Raw genomic sequence first — 24,006 nt, forward strand, 5'->3', positions numbered from 1 at the left:
ATTTTGCTCCTTTTTTTCATAATTTGCAAGACAGAAAAATAACCGACCTTCTATATGAAAGTCGGTTTCTTCCATACAAAATACGCATTTATCCCACTAATTAAAGTTTCACTTTATTGCTCCATCTTTTTTTGGAAAGAAGACATCCCTATTAATAAGAAGAAATGAGCAGAAATTAAAATGATGATTAAAATAAAATTCAAACGATAACTATTTGTAGATTCCATAACTTTGCTCGCTACAGCTGGTCCAAATGCCATACCGAAAAAGTTAATTAAATTATATAAACCAAGACCGACTCCAACTTTAGCTGGATGTAATGTTTTCGGTATAAATGTGTTTAATGATACTTGAATAGCTGAATAACTCATAAATGTTAAAATAATCGCCAATACAATAACGACTATGCTTCCATTCGGAATAAACCCTAAAATTAAAAAGCCAACGATCATAATGACAGACGCTACATAAATCATATTCACATTTCCAAACGAAGGGACAATCTTTCCCGTAATAAAACTAGATACAATACCAAAGAGTGATGCAACAAACAGTGCAATTCCGATAACGAATGGCGACAATCCGTGCACTCTTCCTAACAGTGATGGCAATAATAATAGACTAGCACATAACGCCACATTAATTATAAACCCGACCGCTATTAAACGAAGAAATGGTTTGTTCGAAAATAACTCAATATCAATAAATGCATGCTCCGCGTTCTTCATACGAACCGTGAATAAAAATAAGAAAGCTACCGATAACACAAATAGCCAACTATTAATATTGACACCTAATAAAACAGTCGTAATGAATGCAAATAATAACGCCGCTCCAATGTAATCAAAATGAAACGCTTCATCCGTATGCTGCGCTTCTTCTGGCATAAATTTTATAAGCAAGAAAATCCCAACTACTGAAATAACCATAAATAAAAATAAATATGGCCACCCTAATGTATTTGTAATAGCCCCGCCAACTAAAGGACCAATGCCTATTGCTAATGCAATAGAAGAACTAATCATCGCTAATGCACCAGGCTTCTTAGCAGGAGCAACTAATTTTGCCACTACAATCATACTAAGCGCAATAAACGCCGCGCCCCCACTCGCCTGCACTAATCTTGCAAGAATGGTAATCGCATAAGATTGATTCATAAATCCAATAATAGAACCCGCTACAAATATGATAATTGAAATAATCAATAGTTTTTTTACGCTATAACGATCAGCCAACTTCCCATATATCATCGAACCAATACCGACAACTAAGGAATAACCTACTACAACCCAACTTACTTTCTATTGACTAATAGATAAATCATTAGCAATATCCTCTAACGCTACATTAAATAAAACCGCATTCATCGGTCCTAATAAAACGATAAAACATAATGTGAAAACAAACCATTTTGAATGGTTACTTATATCTTTCCCCATGCGTAACACCTCTTCTGATTGTAGTAACTGTAAATGAAAAATAAAGTTGTTTAGCTCCTCTATCACTACTAAACAACTTCATCAAATGTATAAATTTATCGCGCGACAAATTGAATTCGAAACGTAACATTATGTTGTTCGATATTCATGGAACTATCATAGTTTCAGCATTACAGTTTGTCAACGAAAAATATACAAAGTAAACTAATTTAGTGTTTTTAGTTTACTTTGTCCAAAAATTGTTATACACTAATTTCGAATCCGGTATAAGGGGGACTGACATGGTTATTCAAATTTGCAATTTCTAACTTAATAAAATCAAGTAAATAAAGAACTTTTATATAGAAGAAACATTACAGGAGGATTATGATGAAGAAAAAAATGTTAGTTGTATTAACGAGCGTAGAAAAATACCCAAATTTAAATAGAGCTACTGGGCTTTGGCTTGGTGAAGCTGTCCATTTCGTTAAAAAAGTAGAAGAAGCTGGTTACGAAGTAGATTATGTCAGTCCACAAGGCGGCTATACACCGATTGATCCGCATAGTTTAGCGATGGCGGAGAGCATCGATTGGGAATGGTATCAAAAGAAAGAATTTATGAATCGTCTCGGCTCTACAATGAAACCGAGTGAAGTGGATCAAGAAGACTACGCTGTTATTTATTACGCGGGTGGTCACGGAGTTATTTGGGACTTCCCAGAAAACAAAGAACTTCAAAATATTAGCCGCAACATTTATGAAAATGGCGGAATTGTTTCCTCTGTTTGTCACGGAGCTGCTGGTTTATTCCATATCACATTAAGTAACGGGGATCGTTTAATTAACGATAAAAAAGTAACAGGATTCTCAAATGAAGAAGAGAAACTAGCTGAATTGGATCAATTCGTTCCATTTTTAACAGAAGATGAACTCATTAAAAATGGAGGGCTTTACGAAAAAGCTGCGCAGCCTTGGGAAGCTTACGCTGTAGAAGATAATCGTGTAATTACTGGTCAAAACCCTGCTTCAGGTGGTCCAGTAGCTGAATTAGTATTAAAACAGTTGCAAAAATAATATGTACTAAAAAAGCAGATTTCCCTCTAGTAAGGGAAATCTGCTTTTTTTACGAAATCATTTGTAAATTAGCTTTAATTTCTTTTTCAATTTCAGAATCATCAACTACATCTAAAAATTCCGGTTTAAACAGTTGATATTTCTTCAAATTGTAGAAATCAAGTATCGCTTGCTTTAACGTAATATCGTACTGAATGCAAAAAGTATGATCTATAATGCGTCTTAACATCACATCATCTTGCACCATAAATAGTTGCGCATTCATTTTATTAAAGTAACCTTGTTCCATACCCGACTCAAAAAACATTTGCAAATTACGATTGCGATTTTGTTGTGCAGCGACTAATTGATCCGACAAATGCGGATACGCTTCTTTCAAATCTTGTAAAAAGACATCCGAAATATACGTCACACATTTTAAAGAATGGATAAACGTCTTTTGGAAACGTTCTGTAAACGACATACTTTCATCTTGATTATCCGCATCTCCTTCAAGAAGATAGTTTATAAAATCCTCTACTACTGCCTCAATAATCTCATCTTTCGAAGAAAAACGTTTATATAAAGTAGCTTTACTAATATCCATATATTTCGCAATTTCATCTATTTTTAATTGGCTAAAACTCGTCTTTCGAATAACGGGCTTTATTTTATTAATATAAGTATTTGCACACGCTACTTTTCTCATTTAAAAGAGCCTCCTCTTTTGTTCATACAAAATAGTATAGCAAATTCATGAATGTTTATAAATGAAGTTATTATACTCATTACGTCTTTTTAGTTTATTACAATTTCAATCTACGCTATACATAAAAAGTACCCGCTACCTTTGTTAGTAGCGGGCACCTTTTCTATAACTTATTTACAGCTCTTTTTATAGCCTTACCTATTCCCATACTAGACTGCGGATTCTGCCCTGTAATCAAACGCCCATCTACTACAACATGCGGCGTGAAATTAGGTGCTACATAAAATAATGCCCCTTCTTCTTTCAACTTACTTTCTAGCAAAAAAGGAACTCGATTTTCTAAATGTACAGCTTTTTCTTCATCGTTTGTATAACCTGTTATACGCTTACCAGCAACAAAAAACGAGCCATCTTTATTTTTCACACCAACTAAAGAACTTACCCCGTGACAAACAGCCGCTACAACCCGGTTATTGTTATACATATTTACAATCAAATTCGCTACATATGTATTACCAGGAAAATCTACAATAGCCCCGTGCCCACCACCAAATAAAACTGCATCATAATCTGAAAAATGAACCTTCGAAATCGGCTTCGTATTTTGCAATATCGTAGCTACCTGCTTAAATTCACGAGGTATCCCATTTGGAATTGACACTCTATCAATAGGTACCCTTCCACCTTCTATAGATACAAGATCAACATCGAACTTAGCCTTTTTAAATAAATTATACGGAGCTGCGAGCTCTTCAAGCCATAAACCAGTCGGGTGTCCATTCAAGTTATGAGCGCTTGTTGAAACTAATAATACCCTTTTCAACATATCCCCTCCTTACTACCTATTTATGTAGGAAACATTCTTATCATTCATATGGAGCATGAAATAAATAGAAAAATAGCCGACCTCTTTTATAAAAGTCGGCTGCTTTCTTATAGTTCGAGCTCTCCCATACGAAGAAGCTCAACAACTGCTTGTGAACGTCCTTTAACCCCTAGCTTTTGCATTGCGTTTGAGATGTGATTACGTACTGTTTTTTCACTTATAAACAGTTCACCTGCAATTTCCTTCGTCGTTTTATCTTGAACCAGTAATTCAAATACTTCTCTTTCTCTCTTTGTGAGTAACGGTTTAGATTGATACGCTTTTTCCTTCAACTGGTATAACCCTCCTTGCTTAAGCCAGAGCTGTATATGTGTAAGTTGGGTGTTTATTTAGTCAAGATATTGTATGAACGAAATGTGCAGGTGGTGAATGAAAATGGGCTTTATTTCTTATGTTATTTTAGACTTTTATACAGTGCGTACACTCTTTTTATCCACTTACTTTTCAGTACGCCATATTTGTTCTAGTAATATGCTGACAACTGTACCTACGAACAAGCCATTTCCGAATATATATTGCATCACAGACGGCAAGGATTGGAGTGCTCCAGACGGTAAAAACATAACACCACTTCCAAATAATATAGCAACTCCTAAAATCGTTATATTCCTTTCGCTCATTGGCACTTGTTTTATATTATGAAACCCAATTCCAATTAACTGTACGAACGAAGCCATTAAAACCGCAGATGCGACCGCGGATGGCAGAGAGGCTAAGTAGCGGATAATACTTGGAAATAGCGACATACCGACTAATAGTACACATGCAAATAAGAATGAACGCATGTACTTTTGATTTGTTAAACGTATGAAACCTGCCGTTGCTGGTAATGGAACGACACCTACAGTTGAAAACAAAGAGGAAATCATATGCGAAATCCCTCCGACCCACGTACCATTTCTCAACTGTTTTTGTTCAATAGTCGCTTTATGAATCGTAGCTTGATTGATTGCTATAATAGCTGCCACTGTATTTGAAACTAAAATACATACCATAACGAAACTTGATACAGCCATACCTGTATTCCATTTTGGAATTCCCCACGCGAATATATGTGGAAGTTGCACAAAATGAGTTACTTGAGATGGGATCGTCACTTTTCCTGCAATGAGAAAAATAATCCAGCCACTAATTAACCCTATTAAAACCGCATAACTTTTAACAAACCCTTTTCCGAAGTTGGAGAGTATGACTACGAATAAAAATATGCCAAAAGCAATTAATGCTGTAAATCCATCAATTTGAGAAACAGTAGCTGTAATTCCTAGCATTCCTTTTAAAAATACACCACTTAATTGTAAACATAATAAAAGTAAGAACGTCCCTGTCACGAGCGGCGTAAATAAAAATAAAATACGCCCAATAACTCCCGTTACTCCTAGCGCTATTAAAACAACTCCCGCAACCATCATTCCTAATTCTAAAATTTGCAATGTACTATGTAATTGATCCTGCCCTACAGTTGCATAAGCAAGCACGGTAAATACACCAACCCAAGATCCAGCTGGTCCATCCGCAATCGGAAGCTTATGTCCAAGCCATCCTTGTAAAAAAGAAGATATACCAACTACGAAAAACGTACGCTGCATTAAATAAAATACTTCTTCCGTCGTAAGATGAAATAATCCGCCAACAACAATTGGTAGCGCGATTGAGTTTGCTAATAAAAAAATAAACCATTGCAAAGTTCCCATAATATGATTTTGATTATGTTGATTGTCCAAACTTTTCATCCCTTCTTGCTTCCTTATAAGGAAGTATAGTACTTCCCTGTTTCTACTAAATAAAAAAGAAGGGTTCTATTTTCACAATTAGAACCCTTCTCAAAACATCTAAACGATTCCTCTATACAAGATTATCAGATTTCACTTGATCTAAATCTCCTATAACAACATTCCCTTTATACATAACTACACGCTTCTCTGTTTGACGAGCCACTGCTTCCGCGGCGCATGTTGCATTCGTCAAGACAAAACTTGCCTCATCTCCTACATTTGGCCATAATCTCTTGCCTTCATCGTTTAGCGTAGCTTTCCCTCCTGTAATAAAACGAAGAGCTTTTCCTAAAGATTTTTCATCACTCCAACCAAATCGTTCTGCCAATCGATTTGCCTTTTGAAGCATATCACCTGTGCCAAACGGAGACCAATGATCTGTAATACTATCATTTCCTAATGAAACTTTAACTCCTTTTCGATCTAGTAACGGAATTGGGATTACTTGTTTACCGATTGGAACGGTTGAAGTGATATCAATCTTTAATGCTGCTAGTCTTTCTGCCACTTCTTCAGCTTCTTTATTAGTAACACCACCAAGTCCAAGCGCATGACTAATTGTTACACGACCTTGCCATCCTGCTTCCTCTGTTAGACTTGCCAATCTCTTCATTGTAAACGTTCCAAGGTTATTTGCATCATGCAAATGAATATCAACATCCGCGTTAAATTCTACCGCAATGTCCATAATCGTATGTAATGATTTTTCAATATCATTATCTACTGTAGCTGGGTCCACTCCGCCAACTAATTGTGCGCCCATACGCATCGCATCTTTCACAAGTTGCATAGAATTACTTCGCAATAATCCATGTTGCGGAAATGCAACTATTCTACCAGACAACCGATCTTTATATGTTTCTAAAGCTGCTAACGTTGCCTCTAAATTACGAAGTCCAATAACCGGATCCACATTACAATGAGTTCTAATATTTGTTGCGCCATTTCGAAGCAATAACTCTAGCATATTTTCCGCCCTGTCTTGAGCAGTTGCTAATTGCTTTGGTAAAATCGTTTTTTCTTCATTAAAACGTGTAAAAATATTTTTTGCTGGCATACAAGCTTTCCAAGGCCCACTATAATATGTTTTATCAATATGAATATGCATCTCTTCAAAAGCTGGTAAAACTAATAAACGATTAGCATCAAAAGTTAACGTCCCTTCCTCTTGGGCGATTCCCGATATAATTCTTTTAATTCGCCCATCTTCAATAAGAAGACTGCATATCTCAGTTTCCGTTTGTGAAATTTTCGCTTCTTCATATGTATAACCTGTTTCAAGCTTTACATTAGTCAACCAATATAATGTCATTACCATTTCCCCACCTTATATTAGAAAATACGTCACACCCTCATTTTCATTTTAATACCAACTGAAAATTAAGACAATTAATCCACTGTATTGTCCTTTCACAAAAAAATGTAATATAACCTAATGGTCTTCTCATAAAGTGAAACTATAATCAGTGGGGGGGTTCATCCTCCACTGATTATTAGCCTTCACCAATCGGGCGTTTACGGGCAGTTGATCTCCCACCTAACTTCTTTGCTTCAGCCGAATTTTGAGGTGGGAGTTTTACTGCCCACAAATAGCGGGATAAATTTCCATATAGAATAAAAGTACACTGTATCACTCATACATAACAGCGGTGATATAAAAAGGAGAGGATCATAATATGTCGAAGAGGTTATATAAATCCGAAACTGATAAAATGTTATTTGGTATATGCGGTGGTTTAGGAGAATATTTTGATATTAGCTCTACTCTCATTCGTATTATTTGGGTCATTGCTATTCTATGTTTTGGAACGGGATTTTTAGTTTATTTTATTTGTTTATTACTTATGCCACGCGCGTACTAACTGGTATCATTCCATATACGTAAGAAGAGCATATAAAAAATCACCTATAGAATTCTTTTCTATAGGTGATTTTTTCATGAAGAATATTTCATCGTTAAATGTAATACCGCCACTTCATCCTCTTCATTTTTATAACTATGTTTCTTATTCGCTTCAAACTGAATGGAGTCAAACTCATTTAGCACATATACGTCATTCTCAACTTGAATAGAAACTTTCCCTTTCATTACTGTTACAAGCTCAATTGCTCCTTCATGATGAGCTTCCGGTTCATATATACTATTCGCTCTTAAACAAGCACGGTGCATTTCCATCCCTGTTTCTTTCGTGTAACGGAACATCGTTTCTAAATGCCATGCTTGTCCTACATCTACTGCAAATCCTTCTCCGCAGCGCGCAACAGCTACAGGTTCTCCAACAACCATTAATCTCGATAAAGGAATCGATAACCCTTTCGTTATTTTCCAAATGACAGCTAACGTTGGATTCGTTTCACCTCTCTCAATTTTCCCTAATGTTAATTTACTAACCCCTGTTTTTTGGGCTAAATCTTCTAAACTTAATTTTTGTTCATTTCGAATTTGTCTTAATAACTGACCTACTTGCTGGATCACTTCTTTTGTTTGCATGTCCTCATTTTCTTTCATCTATAAAACCACCTTAAAATATAAAATAGTTTACTTTTATTCACTTTAAGTATATTATACTATACATAAATACTCAATTTCGAAAGGAGTGCCATACTTCATGCGCGCAATACTACTAGGTCTTTTATCATCGGCCTTTTTTTCTGCAACCTTTATTATTAACAGAGCAATGAATGTATCTGGAACAAGCTGGGCTTGGACTGCTTCCTTCCGTTTTCTATTTGCTCTCCCTATTTTATTCCTTATCGTTTTATTTCGCAAAAACTTAGGAGCTTTATGGGAAGAATTAAAAAAACATCCATTTGTATGGATCGGGTGGGGCTCTGTCGCTGGCATCGGCTTCTATTCTTTATTAAGTTTCGCAGCTGTTTTTTCTCCAGCTTGGCTCGTTGCTGGAACTTGGCAAGTTACGATATTAGCAGGTTTACTTTTATCGCCATTATTCTTCATTAAAATAGAAACAAAATCAGGTACAAAACTTGTACGTGGAAAAATCCCACTGCGCAGTTTATACGTCGCTTTATTTATTTTACTTGGTGTACTTTGTATGCAAGCTACTGAAGCAGGGCATATTACAATGACTCAATTCATTTCTGGTTTTTTACCTGTCGTTTTAGCAGCTTTCTTATATCCCTTCGGTAACCGAAAAATGATGGAACTTGTTGGCGGGCGTCTTGATACATTCCAACGTGTATTAGGAATGGCAATCGGAAGTCTCCCTATTACAATTCTACTTGCTATATACGGATTTTCCACTACCGGTATTCCATCATCAAATCAAATGATGCAAGGATTTTTGTTAGCATTATGTTCCGGAGTTATTGCGACGATGACATTTTTCTTTGCTACTGACTTAGCAAAAAACAATCTTGCTTTACTTGGAGCTGTTGAAGCAACACAAGCTGGAACGATGGTCTTCACTGTGCTTGGTGAGATTATTTTCTTAAATGGTTCATTCCCTAGCGGTCTGTCACTGATTGGGATGATTATTATCATGCTAGGAATGGTCGTAAATAGTGTTTTAAACCGTTCTGTTCCAGTCATTAAACAAAAAAAATCAGCATAAAAATGGATATGGTTCTTCTTTATAGAACCATATCCATTTTTATTGTCTCCCTATTTCGCCTTATCAGAATAGTATTTCATTAGCTATTTATACTAAAACCTATGTTATAATACGTTTCATGCGCATTAATAGGAGGTAAATTATGTTAAAAAAAGCAATTGCTGAATTTATTGGTACATTTGTACTTGTATTATTCGGAACTGGAGTAGCTGTCATTGGTGGCGGAATTGAAGGAATTGGAACGTTAGGTATCGCTATGGCTTTCGGATTATCTATCGTGGCTATGGCATATAGTATTGGAACAATTTCTGGGTGTCATATTAATCCAGCAGTATCAATCGCTATGTTCATCAATAAAAGAATGAACGCTATGGAACTTAGCTATTATTTATTAGCCCAAATTTTAGGTGGTTTATTAGGAACTGCAACGTTAGTAACAATTTTACGATCTGCTAAATTACCTTTAGATAATTTAGGACAAAATAGTTTTGGAACTCTTGGTTTATCTGGAGCATTTTTAGTTGAATTCATTTTAACTTTCGTATTTGTTTTAGTTATCGTTGCTGTAACAGGTAAAAAGGGAAGTTCTTCTTTAGCTGGACTAGTAATTGGTTTCACATTAGTATTAATTCACTTATTAGGTATTCCGTTAACTGGAACATCTGTTAACCCAGCTCGTAGTATCGCACCAGCTCTATTCGCTGGCGGAGAAGCAATTTCTCAACTATGGGTGTTCATCGTTGCCCCAATTTTTGGTGGTATCGTAGCAGCTGTTGTAGGAAAGTTTATTTTAAATACTGAAAAATAGAATTTTCAATATTTCCGAATAAAAAAATGCGAGCCCTCATCATGAGGAAGCTCGCTTTTTTTTATTCTTTAATTTTCGACTTTAAATTTGTAACTAATTGCTGCACCGTTACATTTGCAAGTACGTTTTCCATCGCTTCTTGCGATTGTATTAAAACAATCTCTAATACCGATTGAATATTAGCTCCTACTGGACATTCAATGTTGGGATTTTCATGGAAAGAAAATAGATGTCCTTCTTCTACAACTTCCACAGCTTTATATACATCAAGTAATGTAATTTCATCTAAATCACGAGCAAGTGTCGTACCACCTTTACCAGCTTGTACATCAACAAGTCCTGCTCTCTTCAACATTCCTGTAATGCGACGAATCACAACTGGATTTGTATTCACACTACCAGCAATCCATTCAGAGGTACAGCGAGAGTTTCGATCTATTGCAAGTAACGTTAACATATGAACACCTACTGTAAAACGACTACTAATTCCCATCTGCACACCCTCCTTTTTATTCATTCTATTAAAAGACAACTCTTATTATTATATACTATTTTTAATTTATACATAAAGTGAAACTTTAATCAGTGGGGGTTTTGTTCATCCCCCACTGATTATTAGTTGAACCAATCGGGCGTTTACGGGCAGTTGATCTCCCATCTAACTTCTTTGCTCCAGCTGAATTTTGAGATGGGAGTTTTACTGCCCGTTAATGCGGGGTAAAGAAAAAGCATGATTCCATTAGAAAATCATGCTTTTCTCCCATTATTGACGCTTTATAAATTTCGCCAAATCTTTAAACTTCACTTTATCAGAGTAATTCATTACACCATTTACATAGATACGGCTTGTAATAGCATTTAATATACCAATCGTCGCCAATAAAACTACTAATGTTATCGTAATCTCTAACATACCAGCTTCACCAGCTACAATCCGCGAGAAGGTAACCATCGGTGTGAAAAACGGAACATACGAACTTACAACAACAATAGTACTATTCGGATCACTTAATGATTTAATACTAATGAAGAATGCAGCCATGATCAAAATCATTACTGGGAAAGATACAGCTTGTAAATCCTCTGTCTTAGACACAACAGCTCCAGCCGCAGCGTACATCATCGCATAAAGTAAATACCCCGTAATGAAATAAACAAGGAACATACTTATAACCTTTGCATCTAATTTTGTAAAGTCAATGGGAACACCAAATAATGAAGCACTTTCTAAATCGACCCAACCTAACAAATAAGGAATAAGATAACCACAAGCCAATATTACAAGTTGCAATAACGCCGTTGAAACAACCGCTAAGATTTTCGCATACATCATCGTAAGAGGCTTTACTTTCGGAAGCATTACTTCCATTACACGTGACGCCTTTTCAGATGCAATATTCATTGCGATTGTATTTCCGAAAGCTACAATAAACATATACAAAGCAAATGTAAAGAAATATGCAATTCCGAAAGAAGATGTACGATCTTTTATCGCTTCTTGCTTCACTTGAATTTCTGCTTGTAATTGCTGCGCAATTTCTGGTGAAACATTATTTTTTGCAATCGTCACCTTCGTATATTGTTGTTTTAAATAACCCGCCATAATCGCAGAAGTCGCTTGGCTTGGAAATCCATTATACATATATGTAACTGCTGGAGTCCCATCCTTTTCCGTCACATGGAATAGACCATCTAAATCTCCCTCTTCTACTTGCTTATGTAGTTTATCAAAATCATCTTTTGAACCGACCGTTATTTTTGCTGATGGCAATAGCTTATTTAGCTCTTCTTTTTGTACTTTGTATGTGGAACTCTCTACTACAACTGCAATTTTATCTTTATCCTTATTTTTATCATCGCCTGAAGTAAAATGATTAAATGCAAAAATCCCAAACACAACCAAAAATAAAATCGCACTCGTAATTAATGATTTTTTAGATAAAAATGCTTCTTTAAAATAAAATGAAAATACATGAGAAAATTTACGCATCTTTATTTCGCCCTCTCTACAAAGATTTCGTTTAACGTCGGCTCTAACATTTTAAATTGTCGTAAACCAACACCTTGTTCTTGCAACTGTTGCAAAATCTTTAGAGCTTCTGCATCGCCTTGTACTTTTACATAAAGAAGGCCTTGTTGTTTTTCATACGGAACGTGTATAGCTTCTAATCCCTTTTCATTCTCTACTGTATCTTCAATCGTTAAATTACGAAAACCGTATTCTTTCTTAATATCACTTAACTGTCCTTCTACAACCGCTTCGCCTTTTTTCAAAATACATACATGTTGGCAAAAAGCCTCTACTTGCTCCATACGGTGACTTGATAAAATAATTGTCTTTCCGTCCTGTACTTGTTCTCCAATAATACTAGCTAGCATTCCCGCATTAACTGGATCAAGTCCGCTAAATGGTTCATCTAAAATAAGAAGTTCTGGATCATGAAGAAGAGCAGCAATCAATTGAATTTTTTGCTGATTCCCTTTCGAAAGTTCTCCCGCCGTTTTAAATTTATATTCTGGAATTGCTAAGCGTTCTAACCAGTGATCAATTGCAAGATCCACTTCTTTTTTCGTCATTCCTTCTAATCTGCCAAAATATCGCAACTGATCTATTACTCTACTTTTTGTATATAATCCTCTTTCTTCTGGTAAATATCCAATTGTTACCCCGCTATCACCAAATGATTTTCCATCCCACGTAATAGAACCTTCATTTGGCGTTAATAAACCTAGTAACATTTTAATTGTCGTTGTTTTCCCTGCACCATTTCGGCCAAGTAACCCTAACACTTCACCTTTCGGTAACGAGATTTGCAAACCATTAACTGCTTTAGATTCTCCGAATATTTTTGTTAAGTTTTGAATTTGTAAACTCAATGTATAAAGCCTCCCCTTTAGTATCATTCGTACCCTCTGTTAAAGCCTATGATTGTTCAGAATGAAATATAGTACTATATTTCATTCTCTTATATGTATCACTACATCTAACCCATCATTTGTTTCATTTGGTTAAAATTGTAAATAAAAATCCTGTTTTTGTCAATTATAATTGTCATTACGACAATAAAACTTGTCAAAATAATTATTATTATTTAACCCATCTTTCTAATATAGGACAAACTACTACATATACAAAAGACAATATGCAAATGTTCATAAAAAAAAATATAAAAAGCATTATATTTTAATATATAATATTAAATGATTTACTAACATCAAGGAGGATACATATGAAGATGAAGAGGGGTATTACCACTTTATTATCTGTAGCCGTTCTTTCCACATCGCTTGTAGCATGTTCAGGAACAGCTGAGAAAACAGTGGCGAAAGAAGAAAAAGTAAAATTAACAGACCAGCAATTGATGGCTGATTTATGGTATCAAACAGCTGGTGAAACGAAAGCACTATACTACCAAGGATATAATATTGGTCAATTGAAGCTTGATGCAGCTCTTGCAAAAGGCACAAACAAAAAACCTGCTATCGTACTTGATTTAGATGAAACTGTTTTAGATAACAGTCCTCATCAAGCAATGAGCGTAAAAACAGGAAAAGGCTATCCTTATAAATGGGACGATTGGATTAGTAAAGCTGAAGCTGAAGCTCTTCCAGGCGCGATTGATTTCTTAAAATATACAGAGTCTAAAGGTGTAGATATTTACTACATCTCAAATCGCAAAACGAATCAACTAGATGCAACTATTAAAAACCTTGAGCGCGTAGGGGCTCCTCAAGCAACGAAAGAGCATATCTTATTACAAGATCCGAAAGAAAAAGGGAAAGAAAAACGTCGTGAACTTGTTTCTCAAACACATGACATCGTCCTATTCTTCGGTGACAACTTATCTGATTTCACTGGTTTTGATGGAAAATCTGTAAAAGATCGCAATGAAACAGTGGCAGAATCAAAAGCACAATTTGGTGAAAAATTCATCATTTTCCCTAACCCAATGTACGGTGACTGGGAAGGCGCTTTATACGATTATAATTTCAAAAAATCAGATGCAGAAAAAGACAAAATTCGTCATGAAAACTTAAAATCATTTGATGCAAAATAACAAAGAGGATGGCTTGCGCCATCCTCTTTTATTGCATATTTCTTGTTAAAGGCAAGATAAACACTTCAACACGTCTATTTTTCGCTTTTCCTTCTGGCGTATCATTTGGTGCAATTGAGCGGTATTCTCCATAACCAACTGCACTAAATTTTTCTGGTTGCAATTCTTTATTTTGGAGTAACACCTGCATGAAATTAACTGCACGCTGTGTACTTAACTCCCAGTTTGATGCAAACTGAGCATTTGCGATAGGAACCGTATCTGTATGACCCGACACTGTAATTTCACGAGGTGATGCTGAAACAAGTAGGTTAGACATCTCTTTTGCAATCCCTAACGATTCCAACTTCACATCTGCTTTCCCTGAATCAAATAGTACATTTTCTAATATCGTTAACATTAATCCTTTTTCAGTTAACTTAGTTTGAAAAGAAGAGGATAATTGTTTCTCATTAATATATTGATCAATCTTTTTTTGTAATGCTTTCAACTCATCCATTTCTTTTTTTTCTTTAGCTCTATCTTCCGCTTGTTTTTTTGCTTGTTCTGCCTCAAGGCTATTTGCTGATAATTCTTTTTCCTCATTTGGTTTTTGATCGCTTAAAAATTCTTTATTTCCTGTTCCACCGGCTAACTCACTTCGAAAAGCAACTGCCATCTGTTTAAACTTCGCAGCATCTATACTACTCATTGCGAATAATACGATGAACAATGCAAATAACAACGTTAACATATCAGAATATGGAATTAACCAAGTTTCATCGATATGCTCATCATGTTTTTTCTTTTTACCTCTTCTATTTTTCTTACTCCGCATTTTTTTCTGCTCCTTTTTCTAGCTTTTTACGCTCAGTTGCAGAAAGTGCACCTAAAATACGGTTCTTCATAATAAACGGATATGTACCTTCTTGTAACATTAATAAACAATCAATAATTAAACGTTTCTTCTCTAATTCAGCAGCAGACTTTTGCTTCAATTTGTTTGCAAATGGATGCCATAATACGTAACCTGAAAAAATACCGAAAATCGTTGCAATAAACGCACCTGAAATAGCATGCCCTAGCTTTTCAATATCAGTTAAATTTCCAAGTGCAGCTACAAGACCAATAACAGCACCTAAAACCCCTAGTGTAGGTGCATATGTACCAGCTTGCGAAAAAATAGCAGCCCCTTTTGCATGTCTCTCTTCAATCGCTTCTAATTCGGCTTCTAAAATTTGTTCTAAATCCTCTGCAGATACACCATCAATAACAAATTTCATACCACGCAAAAGAAATTCATCTTCAATTTCATCTAATTGTTGCTCTAAAGACAAAATACCGTATTTTCTACTCTCAGATGTCCAATGAACAAATAATTCTAGCAATTGTTCATAACTTAAATCTTTTTTATTTGAACCAAAAAGAACTTTAAATAATTTTGGAACTCTTTTTAGTTGATTCATCGGAAATGCAATACACACTGCAGCAAATGTACCGACGAAAATAATTAGTGCTGCCGCAGGGTTTAGTAAGGCTGTTATGTCAGCACCCTTGACGACCATTCCTACTACTACTGCCAACACTCCTAAAATGATTCCAATAATTGTTGCAAAATCCATTCCCATTCACTCCTAGTCTATACAAGAAGTCCTTTATCCTTAATAATCGCTACATCTTCTTATATACATATATTACATAAAAAATGAACTTCATGAAAGATAATAAATGAATTATATGAAAAAACACTACATTTTCTGACATTTTCTTTGCGTTTCTATTACGTTATGACTCTTATATTTCTTTTTCAATAAACTAGACTTATAATAAAAACGATACATATTTTATTAAGAAAGGACAGTGATTACAAGGTATCATGAAAAAGATAATAATTATTTCTGTCACTACTATTGTAATCGGTATCACATCTTTCGCTTACTTTGGTTCTAAATCACCACTGCAAAATGAGGCGAAAGCTGTCGAAAGTCAAAAACATAGTAACCATCCAAAAGAAGAGATTCCTGCTTTCCCAAAAGCTGATCATAATGCAAAGAAACTAGATGATAATTTTTCCGTTGTAACAAACCCAGATTCTGCTCTTGTGTTAGTCAATAAACATCGTAAATTACCAGATGGGTACATTCCAGAAGATTTAACGAAACCGAACGTACCATTTACTAGTCCAAAAGATAAAGAGAAAACATTACTTCGCAAAGATGCTGCAGACGCTCTTGAAAAAATGTTCCAAGCAGCGAAAAAAGAAAGTTTAGAACTTACAGCAGTTTCAGGTTACCGTTCTTACAAACGCCAACAGTCATTACATAATACATATATTAAACGCCAAGGAAAAGCTGAGGCTGATTCGGTAAGTGCAATTCCTGGAACAAGTGAGCATCAAACTGGTCTAGCAATGGATATTAGCTCAAAATCCGCCAAATTCCAATTAGAACCAATTTTCGGAGAGACAGCAGAAGGAAAATGGGTTGCAGAACATGCCCATGAGTTCGGATTTGTCATTCATTATTTAGAGGATAAAACAGAGACAACAGAATATTCATATGAACCGTGGCACTTACGCTACGTTGGCAATCCATATGCCGCATACATATATAAGCACCACCTAACATTAGAAGAGGCAACGAAGGACAAAAAATAAGAGAGCGAATCGCTCTCTTATTTTTCTTTTATTCTATTATTGTAATAATTCCTTCCATTCCTCAGGCCACGGTTCGCCTCTTCCAGTTTTTTTCGATGCTTGGACCATCATACCGCGTCCAACTAAACAAACTTCTCCTTCTGCATTTTTGACCATATAGTGTAAATCTAAAGAGGAATTCCCAACCGCTCCCGCCTTTACATATACTTTCAACTGCTCATCAAAATAAATTTGTTTAATAAAATTGCATTGTAGATCTGCGACGACTATCATCGTTTCTGATGATTCATGTGTCCATTCTTGCATAAATCCGAGTTCTTTAAACAATGCGATACGCGCTTCTTCAAAATATGTAAAAGCAACGACATTATTTACATGTCCAAACATATCTACTTCACCAAAACGAACTTTGACAGGATTATAAAATGAAAAACCACTTTCCCATTGCTCAAAGTCTTCAATATAAGAAATTCTCTTCATCGTTCCCTCTCCTTTTCGCCCTTAAAATAAAGTGAAACTTTAATCAGTGGGGGTTTTGTTCATCCCCCAATGATTATTAGTTGAATCAATCGGGCGTTTACGGGCAGTTGATCTCCCACCTAGCTTCTTTGCTCCACCTGAATTTTGAGGTGGGAGTTTTACTGCCCGTTAATGCGGGATAAACAGAAATATAAAGTTATAAATATTGCCTCTTCAACATGAAGAGGCAATATTTATTAATAGTTATTGTCGCTACCAAAGAAATCTTTGAACGATTGAATTGTTGTATCACGGTTTAATGCTGCAATTGAAGTTGTTAATGGAATACCTTTCGGACATGATTGCACACAGTTTTGAGAGTTACCACAGTTTGCAAGTCCTCCATCACCCATAATTGCACGTAAGCGATCTGCTTTATGCATTTCACCAGTTGGATGCGAGTTAAATAAACGCGCTTGTGAAAGCGGTGCTGGTCCAATAAAGTCAGACTTACTGTTTACGTTCGGACATGACTCTAAGCAAACACCACATGTCATACATTTCGAAAGTTCATATGCCCATTGACGCTTTTTCTCTGGCATTCTTGGACCTGGCCCTAGGTCGTACGTACCGTCGATTGGAATCCAAGCTTTAACACGTTTTAACGCGTTAAACATACGGCTACGGTCAACTTGTAAATCACGTACAATCGGGAATGTCTTCATCGGCTTTAAGCGAATTGGTTGCTCTAACTGGTCAATAAGGGCTGTACATGATTGACGTGGTTTTCCGTTAATCACCATCGAACATGCTCCACATACTTCCTCTAAGCAGTTCATATCCCATGCGATCGGAGTTGTTTGGTTCCCTTTTGAGTCGACAGGATTACGGCGAATTTCCATAAGCGCCGAAATAATATTCATATTAGGACGATATGGAATTTCAAACTCTTGGTCAAACTCTTGTGCATCTGGGCCATCTTGTCTCGTAATGATGAGGCGGATTGTTTTCTCAGACATGTTGTTTATCCCCCTTCTCTTCACCCTTAGCAGCTACATCATGTTTTGAGGAATAGTCACGTTTACGTGGTTTAATTAATGAAACATCCACTTCTTCGTAATGGAATGCTGGTGCCTTTCCTTCTCCCTCAAATTTCGCCATCGTAGTTTTTAAGAAGTTTGCATCATCACGATTTGGGAATTCTGGTTTGTAATGCGCTCCGCGGCTTTCATTACGGTTATATGCGCCAATTGTAATAACACGTGCTAACTCGAACATATTTGCAAGTTGGCGTGTAAATGAAGCACCCTGGTTACTCCATCTTGCTGTATCGTTAATGTTAATGCGTTTGTAACGCGCCATTAACTCTTCAATTTTCGCATCAGTTTCTAGTAACTTTTTATTTTCACGAACTACTGTAACGTTATCTGTCATCCATTCTCCAAGCTCTTTATGAAGAACATATGCATTTTCGTTACCATCAAGCATTAAAATATTGTTAAATTTCTCTGTTTCGATTAATTCATTTTGCTCATATACAGTAGATGAAACAGCATCAGATGATTTAGAAAGACCTTTCATATACTCAATTGCGTTCGGTCCTGCTACCATACCACCGTAAATTGCTGATAATAATGAGTTCGCACCAAGGCGGTTACCACCGTGCATAGAATAATCACACTCACCTGCTGCAAATAAACCTGGAATGCTTGTCATTTGCTTATAATCAACCCATAATCCGCCCATTGAATAGTGAACTGCTGGGAAGATTTTCATTGGTAGTTTACGAGGATCATCACCTGTAAATTTCTCATAGATTTCAATAATTCCACCAAGTTTAATATCTAGTTCTTTCGGATCTTTATGAGAAAGATCTAAGTACACCATGTTTTCACCGTTAATACCTAGTTTTTGCTCTACGCAAACATCAAAGATTTCACGCGTTGCAATATCACGAGGTACAAGGTTTCCGTAAGCTGGATATTTTTCTTCTAAGAAGTACCATGGCTTACCATCTTTATACGTCCAAACACGTCCACCTTCACCACGTGCAGATTCACTCATAAGACGTAACTTATCGTCTCCAGGAATTGCCGTTGGATGAATTTGAATGAACTCACCGTTCGCATAATATGCACCTTGTTGATATACAGCAGACGCTGCTGTACCTGTATTAATAATAGAGTTTGTTGATTTTCCAAAGATGATACCAGGGCCCCCTGTTGCCATAATCACGGCATCAGCTTGGAAACTTTTTATCTCCATAGTTTGTAAGTCTTGCGCGACGATTCCTCGGCACACACCTTCATCATCTACAACAGCTCGTAAGAAATCCCAACCTTCATATTTCGTTACAAGTCCTGCTACTTCATGACGACGTACTTGCTCATCTAATGCATATAGTAATTGTTGACCAGTTGTTGCGCCAGCAAATGCTGTACGGTGATGTTGTGTTCCACCGAAACGACGGAAATCCAGAAGTCCTTCTTCCGTACGGTTGAACATAACACCCATGCGGTCCATTAAATGAATAATACCAGGTGCTGCATCACACATCGCTTTAACTGGTGGTTGGTTCGCTAAGAAGTCCCCACCATAAATTGTATCGTCAAAGTGGATCCATGGAGAATCCCCTTCACCTTTTGTATTTACGGCACCGTTAATTCCACCTTGGGCACATACAGAATGTGAACGTTTTACTGGTACTAAAGAAAATAGTTCAACATTTACTCCTGCTTCTGCCGCTTTAATCGTTGCCATTAAGCCGGCCAAGCCACCGCCGACTACTATAAGTTTCCCTTTCATGCTCTCCCACTCCTTACTGGTTTGCTAGCTGTGGATCGATGAACGCTAATAATGCACTCACACCTACATAAGATAGACCTAAGAAAATAGCTAATGTTACATAAGTAGAGATTCTTTGTGAACGTGGAGATACTGTAATTCCCCAGCTTATGCAGAATGTCCATAGTCCATTTGCAAAGTGGAAAATTGTTGAAACAACACCAACTAAATAGAAACCAAACATAAATGGGTTGTTTAAAATATCTGCCATCATATCATAGTTTACCTCTTTACCTAACAATGCTTGAATACGAGTTTCCCAGACGTGCCAAGAAATGAAGATCAGCGTAACGATACCTGAAATTCGTTGGAAGACGAACATCCAGTTACGGAAATAGCCGTAAGATACCGCATTGTTCTTAGCTGTAAATGCAATATATAAGCCATATATAGCATGGTACAGTATAGGTAAAAAGATGATGAAAATTTCTAGCGCATACCGGAATGGAAGGAGCTCCATAAAGCCTGCAGCTTTGTTAAAAGCCTCTGCTCCTCTTGTTGCAAAGTTGTTTACAATTAAATGTTGCGTCAAAAAGACACCAACCGGGATGACCCCCATTAATGAGTGCCACTTACGAAACGTATACTCGCGGCCTTTCATGTCCCCATTACCCCCTTGAATGTTTGACTGCTGTTTTCAGATTAATTTACAACAATAATGTTTTTTCACTATTGGCATAAGAAAAACTGAAAAAATTATTCAAAATATTTCAGCATAATTTGATTCCAAGTTCATTTTACCCCTATTTTTGTCGAAGCGTCAAGAAAACGTATACATAATTTGCATATAATTTGCCAATTCTTTTTTTTTCTTATATATTCAGATTTACCCAAAGAAAAATCTGTTTTTATAAATGAAAAATGTTATATAATAATCCCTATAGAAAGAGGGGAATATTGTGAGCAAAAATACAATCGATATAACATCTTTAGAAGATGTTTCATTGAACGCCTTCGCTTATGAATTGCTACGTGAAGAATTACTACCTGATTTAATTGGTAACGATTTAGATGGTATTTTATACTGGGCCGGTAGAAACCTTGGGAGAAAATATCCGCTAGAAACAATTGAAGAAGTCATTCAGTTTTTTGAAAAAGCTGGTTGGGGCACTTTAAGCATCATTGAACATAAACGTCGTGAAATGCAGTTTCAACTTAAAGGTACACTTATTACTGAGCGTCAAAAACAAAAAAGACATTCATCTTATCAATTAGAAGCTGGATTTATCGCCGAGCAAATTCAAAGACAAAGAAACGTCGTTGCAGAGTCCTATGAGGAACAGAAAAAACGTTCAGACTCTATTACATTTCTTGTTAAATGGGATATGAAAGATCTCATTGAAGTGTAGCATCTACTTACAGTCAACTAGACATATAAGTTTAGTTGACTTTTTTGTATATTCATTCAGGTGAGTTTATTTTAAATATTCAGAAATTATACCAAAAAACAGAAGACGTTGTAAACTACAACGTCTTCTTATCTGTTAAATAAGTATATATCATCTCTGCAACATTTTTCGGCATACCTGCTTCGACAAATTCAGCTATGGAAGCTTCTTTCATCTTTTTTAACGAGCCAAAATGTTTTAACAATACCTTTTTTCGTTTATCGCCGATTCCTGGAATATCATCCAATGCTGATTGAATGACCGATTTCCCGTGCAACTGGCGATGGAATGTAATTGCAAATCTATGCACTTCATCTTGAATGCGTTGTAATAAATAAAATTCTTGGCTATTCCTCTCAAGCATCACAGGTTCAGGCGGATCTCCAATGATTAAATGTGATGTTTTATGTTTGTCATCTTTTACAAGCCCTGCCATTGGAATATATAATCCGAGTTCATTCTCCAGAACATCACTTGTAGCGGCCAGATGGCCTTTTCCACCATCAATAATGATTAAATCTGGTAAAGGTAAATTTTCTTTAAGCGCCCTCGTATAACGGCGTCTTACAACTTCCCTCATAGACTCGTAATCATCAGGACCTTGAACCGTTTTAATTTTATATTTCCGATATTCTTTCTTCGCTGGTTTCCCATCGATAAAAGCAATCATTGCTGAAACAGGATTTGTTCCTTGAATATTCGAATTATCAAACGCTTCAATACGATATGGTGTTTCAATCCCTAGTTGCTTCCCGAGATTATCAACAGCTTTAATCGTCCGTTCTTCATCACGTTCAATTAAGTGAAATTTCTCTTCTAGTGCAATTTTTGCATTTTTATTTGCTAATTCCACAAGATCTTTTTTCTTCCCACGCTTCGGCTGTGTCGCTTCAACTTCTAAAAAGCGCTCTACTAATTCTGAATCTATACTTCCTGGAACAACAATTTCCTTCGGCTTGAAATGACTACTGTTTTCATAAAATTGACCGATAAAAGTTAAAAATCCCTCTTCTGGTTCATCATAAATCGGGAACATAGAAACATCACGTTCAATTAGCTTTCCTTTTCGAACGAAGAAAACTTGAACACACATCCACCCTTTATCAACTGCATATCCAAACACATCACGATCCACTAAATCACTCATAATCATCTTTTGCTTTTCCATAATTGCATCAATATGAGCAATTTGATCTCGCAACTCTTTCGCCCGTTCAAATTCTAGCTTTTCTGAAGCCTCATACATCTTCGTTTCTAATTCTGAACGAATTTCTTTATGCCCACCGTTTAAGAATTTAATAATTTCATCAACAATTTCTTTGTTTTGCTCATCCGTTACTTCTTTCACACAAGGTGCTAAACATTGACCCATATGATAATACAAGCAAACTTTATCTGGCATATTTGAACATTTACGAAGTGGATACATACGATCTAATAATTTCTTTGTTTCATGTGCCGATTGCGCATTTGGATAAGGCCCAAAGTACTTTCCTTTATCCTTTTTTACATTTCGCGTAATGAGTAAGCGCGGCTGTTTTTCAGCTGTAATTTTAATGAAAGGATATGTTTTATCATCTTTTAATTGAATATTATATTTTGGATCATATTTTTTTATTAAATTTAACTCTAAAATAAGAGCCTCCAAATTTGAGGAAGTCACAATATATTCAAAATCAACAATTTCTCCAACAAGCCGAAGTGTTTTCCCATCATGCGAACCAGTAAAGTACGAGCGCACACGATTTTTGAGTACCTTTGCTTTTCCGACATATATAACCGTTCCCTGCTTATCCTTCATTAAATAACAACCAGGTTGATCGGGCAAAATTGCTAACTTCTCTTTTAAATGCTCGTGCACTCGTCTCCCTCCATTTCTACATGCTTATCATTTTTATTTTCACATAAAAACATACTATGCCAAAACACCCAACATACGTTCTTTTATTGTAACGGAAAGGTTGTAAAAAAGAAAATAAAAAAAGCTACCAACTGGTAGCTTCTTTATTTTAGAAGTGTTTAGAAACTAATTCTACTAACGCTTCTTTCGGTTTATATCCTAACGCTTGATCAACCACTTTACCATCTTTTAATACGAAAAGAGCTGGAATGCTCATTACTTCGAATTGACGAGCAGTTTCTTGGTTTTCATCAACGTCAACTTTTACTACTTTTACTTTCTCGCCTAACTCTGAATCGATTTCCTCTAATACAGGAGCGATCATTTTACAAGGTCCGCACCAAGGCGCCCAGAAATCTAATAGTACAACACCTTCGCTAGTTTCAGCTGCGAAGCTTTGGTCATTTGCATTTATAATTGCCATTTTATTTCCTCCTTCAAGTATATTCTACCAAGAGTATATCATTAACTTTTATACGTGGCGAATATTATGTATCG

Annotated in this window: 24 protein-coding genes and 1 pseudogene; 7 read left to right on the forward strand and 18 right to left on the reverse strand. The window is 36.0% G+C overall.

Going from position 1 to position 24,006, the window contains the following annotated elements; translation table 11 throughout:
• Positions 1–113: 113 nt before the first annotated feature.
• Positions 114–1,439, reverse strand: a pseudogene (locus ABH957_RS03535) (MFS transporter).
• A 369-nt stretch (positions 1,440–1,808) separates the two neighbouring features.
• Here ABH957_RS03535 and ABH957_RS03540 point away from each other — a divergent pair.
• Positions 1,809–2,492, forward strand: a complete 684-nt coding sequence (locus tag ABH957_RS03540) for a type 1 glutamine amidotransferase domain-containing protein (protein ID WP_404491120.1) — start codon at positions 1,809–1,811, stop codon at positions 2,490–2,492.
• A gap of 49 nt (positions 2,493–2,541) precedes the next feature.
• Here ABH957_RS03540 and ABH957_RS03545 read toward each other — a convergent pair whose 3' ends face one another.
• From ABH957_RS03545 to ABH957_RS03565, 5 genes are all read right to left on the reverse strand, one after another.
• Complete coding sequence (locus tag ABH957_RS03545) at positions 2,542–3,180, reverse strand: TetR/AcrR family transcriptional regulator (protein WP_242307490.1); 639 nt, start codon at positions 3,178–3,180, stop codon at positions 2,542–2,544.
• Between the two features lie 163 nt (positions 3,181–3,343).
• Positions 3,344–4,006 carry a type 1 glutamine amidotransferase domain-containing protein gene (locus ABH957_RS03550; protein WP_404491121.1) on the reverse strand — a complete coding sequence of 221 codons (663 nt, stop codon included), beginning with the start codon at positions 4,004–4,006 and terminating at the stop codon, positions 3,344–3,346.
• A gap of 107 nt (positions 4,007–4,113) precedes the next feature.
• The gene (gerE, locus tag ABH957_RS03555) at positions 4,114–4,338 is read right to left on the reverse strand and encodes a spore germination transcription factor GerE (RefSeq protein ID WP_000659484.1); all 225 of its coding nucleotides are present in this window, start codon (positions 4,336–4,338) and stop codon (positions 4,114–4,116) included.
• A 165-nt stretch (positions 4,339–4,503) separates the two neighbouring features.
• Positions 4,504–5,799 carry a purine/pyrimidine permease gene (locus ABH957_RS03560; protein WP_113935681.1) on the reverse strand — a complete coding sequence of 432 codons (1,296 nt, stop codon included), beginning with the start codon at positions 5,797–5,799 and terminating at the stop codon, positions 4,504–4,506.
• Between the two features lie 112 nt (positions 5,800–5,911).
• Entirely contained in the window at positions 5,912–7,153 is a 1,242-nt protein-coding gene (locus ABH957_RS03565) for an amidohydrolase family protein (protein WP_404491122.1), read from the reverse strand.
• A 364-nt stretch (positions 7,154–7,517) separates the two neighbouring features.
• Between ABH957_RS03565 and ABH957_RS03570 the strand changes: the two genes are divergently transcribed.
• On the forward strand, positions 7,518–7,703 hold the full coding sequence (locus tag ABH957_RS03570) for a PspC domain-containing protein (RefSeq protein WP_002088845.1): 186 nt from the start codon (positions 7,518–7,520) through the stop codon (positions 7,701–7,703).
• 74 nt (positions 7,704–7,777) lie between these two features.
• Here the strand turns inward: ABH957_RS03570 and ABH957_RS03575 are convergent, their stop codons facing one another.
• Entirely contained in the window at positions 7,778–8,350 is a 573-nt protein-coding gene (locus ABH957_RS03575; RefSeq protein WP_002015333.1) for a helix-turn-helix domain-containing protein, read from the reverse strand.
• A gap of 100 nt (positions 8,351–8,450) precedes the next feature.
• Here ABH957_RS03575 and ABH957_RS03580 point away from each other — a divergent pair, with 100 nt between their 5' ends.
• Together ABH957_RS03580 and ABH957_RS03585 are read left to right on the forward strand one after the other, a co-directional pair.
• On the forward strand, positions 8,451–9,416 hold the full coding sequence (locus tag ABH957_RS03580) for a DMT family transporter (RefSeq protein ID WP_002145507.1): 966 nt from the start codon (positions 8,451–8,453) through the stop codon (positions 9,414–9,416).
• A 142-nt stretch (positions 9,417–9,558) separates the two neighbouring features.
• Positions 9,559–10,224, forward strand: coding sequence for an aquaporin (locus ABH957_RS03585; RefSeq protein ID WP_002067333.1), 666 nt, complete (start codon positions 9,559–9,561; stop codon positions 10,222–10,224).
• A 61-nt stretch (positions 10,225–10,285) separates the two neighbouring features.
• Here the strand turns inward: ABH957_RS03585 and ABH957_RS03590 are convergent, their stop codons facing one another.
• From ABH957_RS03590 to ABH957_RS03600, 3 genes are all read right to left on the reverse strand, one after another.
• Positions 10,286–10,717 carry an Rrf2 family transcriptional regulator gene (locus ABH957_RS03590; protein WP_002112095.1) on the reverse strand — a complete coding sequence of 144 codons (432 nt, stop codon included), beginning with the start codon at positions 10,715–10,717 and terminating at the stop codon, positions 10,286–10,288.
• Between the two features lie 270 nt (positions 10,718–10,987).
• A complete protein-coding gene (locus ABH957_RS03595; RefSeq protein ID WP_404491123.1) occupies positions 10,988–12,214 on the reverse strand; it encodes an ABC transporter permease in 1,227 nt (408 codons plus the stop codon).
• Between the two features lie 2 nt (positions 12,215–12,216).
• Entirely contained in the window at positions 12,217–13,101 is an 885-nt protein-coding gene (locus ABH957_RS03600) for an ABC transporter ATP-binding protein (protein WP_404454173.1), read from the reverse strand.
• Between the two features lie 353 nt (positions 13,102–13,454).
• Here ABH957_RS03600 and ABH957_RS03605 point away from each other — a divergent pair, with 353 nt between their 5' ends.
• A complete protein-coding gene (locus ABH957_RS03605) occupies positions 13,455–14,282 on the forward strand; it encodes a 5'-nucleotidase, lipoprotein e(P4) family (RefSeq protein ID WP_404443469.1) in 828 nt (275 codons plus the stop codon).
• Positions 14,283–14,310: 28 nt separating this feature from the next.
• On the opposite strand, the gene motB is transcribed toward ABH957_RS03605, so the two are convergent.
• Together motB and motA are read right to left on the reverse strand one after the other, a co-directional pair.
• On the reverse strand, positions 14,311–15,099 hold the full coding sequence (gene motB, locus ABH957_RS03610; protein WP_002184884.1) for a flagellar motor protein MotB: 789 nt from the start codon (positions 15,097–15,099) through the stop codon (positions 14,311–14,313).
• Positions 15,089–15,883: a flagellar motor stator protein MotA gene (gene motA, locus ABH957_RS03615; RefSeq protein ID WP_002129301.1), complete on the reverse strand. Its 795-nt coding sequence runs from the start codon at positions 15,881–15,883 to the stop codon at positions 15,089–15,091. Before motA ends, motB begins: the two co-directional genes overlap by 11 nt.
• A gap of 254 nt (positions 15,884–16,137) precedes the next feature.
• On the opposite strand from motA, the gene ABH957_RS03620 reads away from it, so the two are divergent.
• Entirely contained in the window at positions 16,138–16,917 is a 780-nt protein-coding gene (locus ABH957_RS03620; protein WP_404491124.1) for a M15 family metallopeptidase, read from the forward strand.
• A 36-nt stretch (positions 16,918–16,953) separates the two neighbouring features.
• On the opposite strand, the gene ABH957_RS03625 is transcribed toward ABH957_RS03620, so the two are convergent.
• From ABH957_RS03625 to sdhC, 4 genes are all read right to left on the reverse strand, one after another.
• Positions 16,954–17,397, reverse strand: coding sequence for an acyl-CoA thioesterase (locus ABH957_RS03625; RefSeq protein ID WP_002015410.1), 444 nt, complete (start codon positions 17,395–17,397; stop codon positions 16,954–16,956).
• A 236-nt stretch (positions 17,398–17,633) separates the two neighbouring features.
• Positions 17,634–18,395 (reverse strand): succinate dehydrogenase iron-sulfur subunit, encoded by a 762-nt coding sequence (sdhB, locus tag ABH957_RS03630; protein ID WP_002088861.1) that lies wholly within the window; start codon positions 18,393–18,395, stop codon positions 17,634–17,636.
• A complete protein-coding gene (gene sdhA / locus ABH957_RS03635; RefSeq protein ID WP_002034228.1) occupies positions 18,388–20,181 on the reverse strand; it encodes a succinate dehydrogenase flavoprotein subunit in 1,794 nt (597 codons plus the stop codon). Before sdhA ends, sdhB begins: the two co-directional genes overlap by 8 nt.
• Before the next feature lie 13 nt (positions 20,182–20,194).
• Positions 20,195–20,821 carry a succinate dehydrogenase cytochrome B558 gene (gene sdhC / locus ABH957_RS03640; protein WP_002015407.1) on the reverse strand — a complete coding sequence of 209 codons (627 nt, stop codon included), beginning with the start codon at positions 20,819–20,821 and terminating at the stop codon, positions 20,195–20,197.
• Positions 20,822–21,119: 298 nt separating this feature from the next.
• Between sdhC and ABH957_RS03645 the strand changes: the two genes are divergently transcribed.
• Positions 21,120–21,569 (forward strand): YslB family protein, encoded by a 450-nt coding sequence (locus tag ABH957_RS03645; protein ID WP_404454176.1) that lies wholly within the window; start codon positions 21,120–21,122, stop codon positions 21,567–21,569.
• Between the two features lie 115 nt (positions 21,570–21,684).
• Here the strand turns inward: ABH957_RS03645 and uvrC are convergent, their stop codons facing one another.
• Both uvrC and trxA read right to left on the reverse strand, forming a co-directional pair.
• Positions 21,685–23,469: an excinuclease ABC subunit C gene (gene uvrC / locus ABH957_RS03650; RefSeq protein WP_002088863.1), complete on the reverse strand. Its 1,785-nt coding sequence runs from the start codon at positions 23,467–23,469 to the stop codon at positions 21,685–21,687.
• 148 nt (positions 23,470–23,617) lie between these two features.
• Complete coding sequence (gene trxA / locus ABH957_RS03655) at positions 23,618–23,932, reverse strand: thioredoxin (protein WP_000974757.1); 315 nt, start codon at positions 23,930–23,932, stop codon at positions 23,618–23,620.
• Between the last annotated feature and the right edge of the window lie 74 nt (positions 23,933–24,006).

This window comes from Bacillus sp. RC242, from assembly GCF_044908245.1.
In the GTDB taxonomy this organism is placed as follows: Bacteria; Bacillota; Bacilli; order Bacillales; family Bacillaceae_G; genus Bacillus_A; species Bacillus_A mycoides.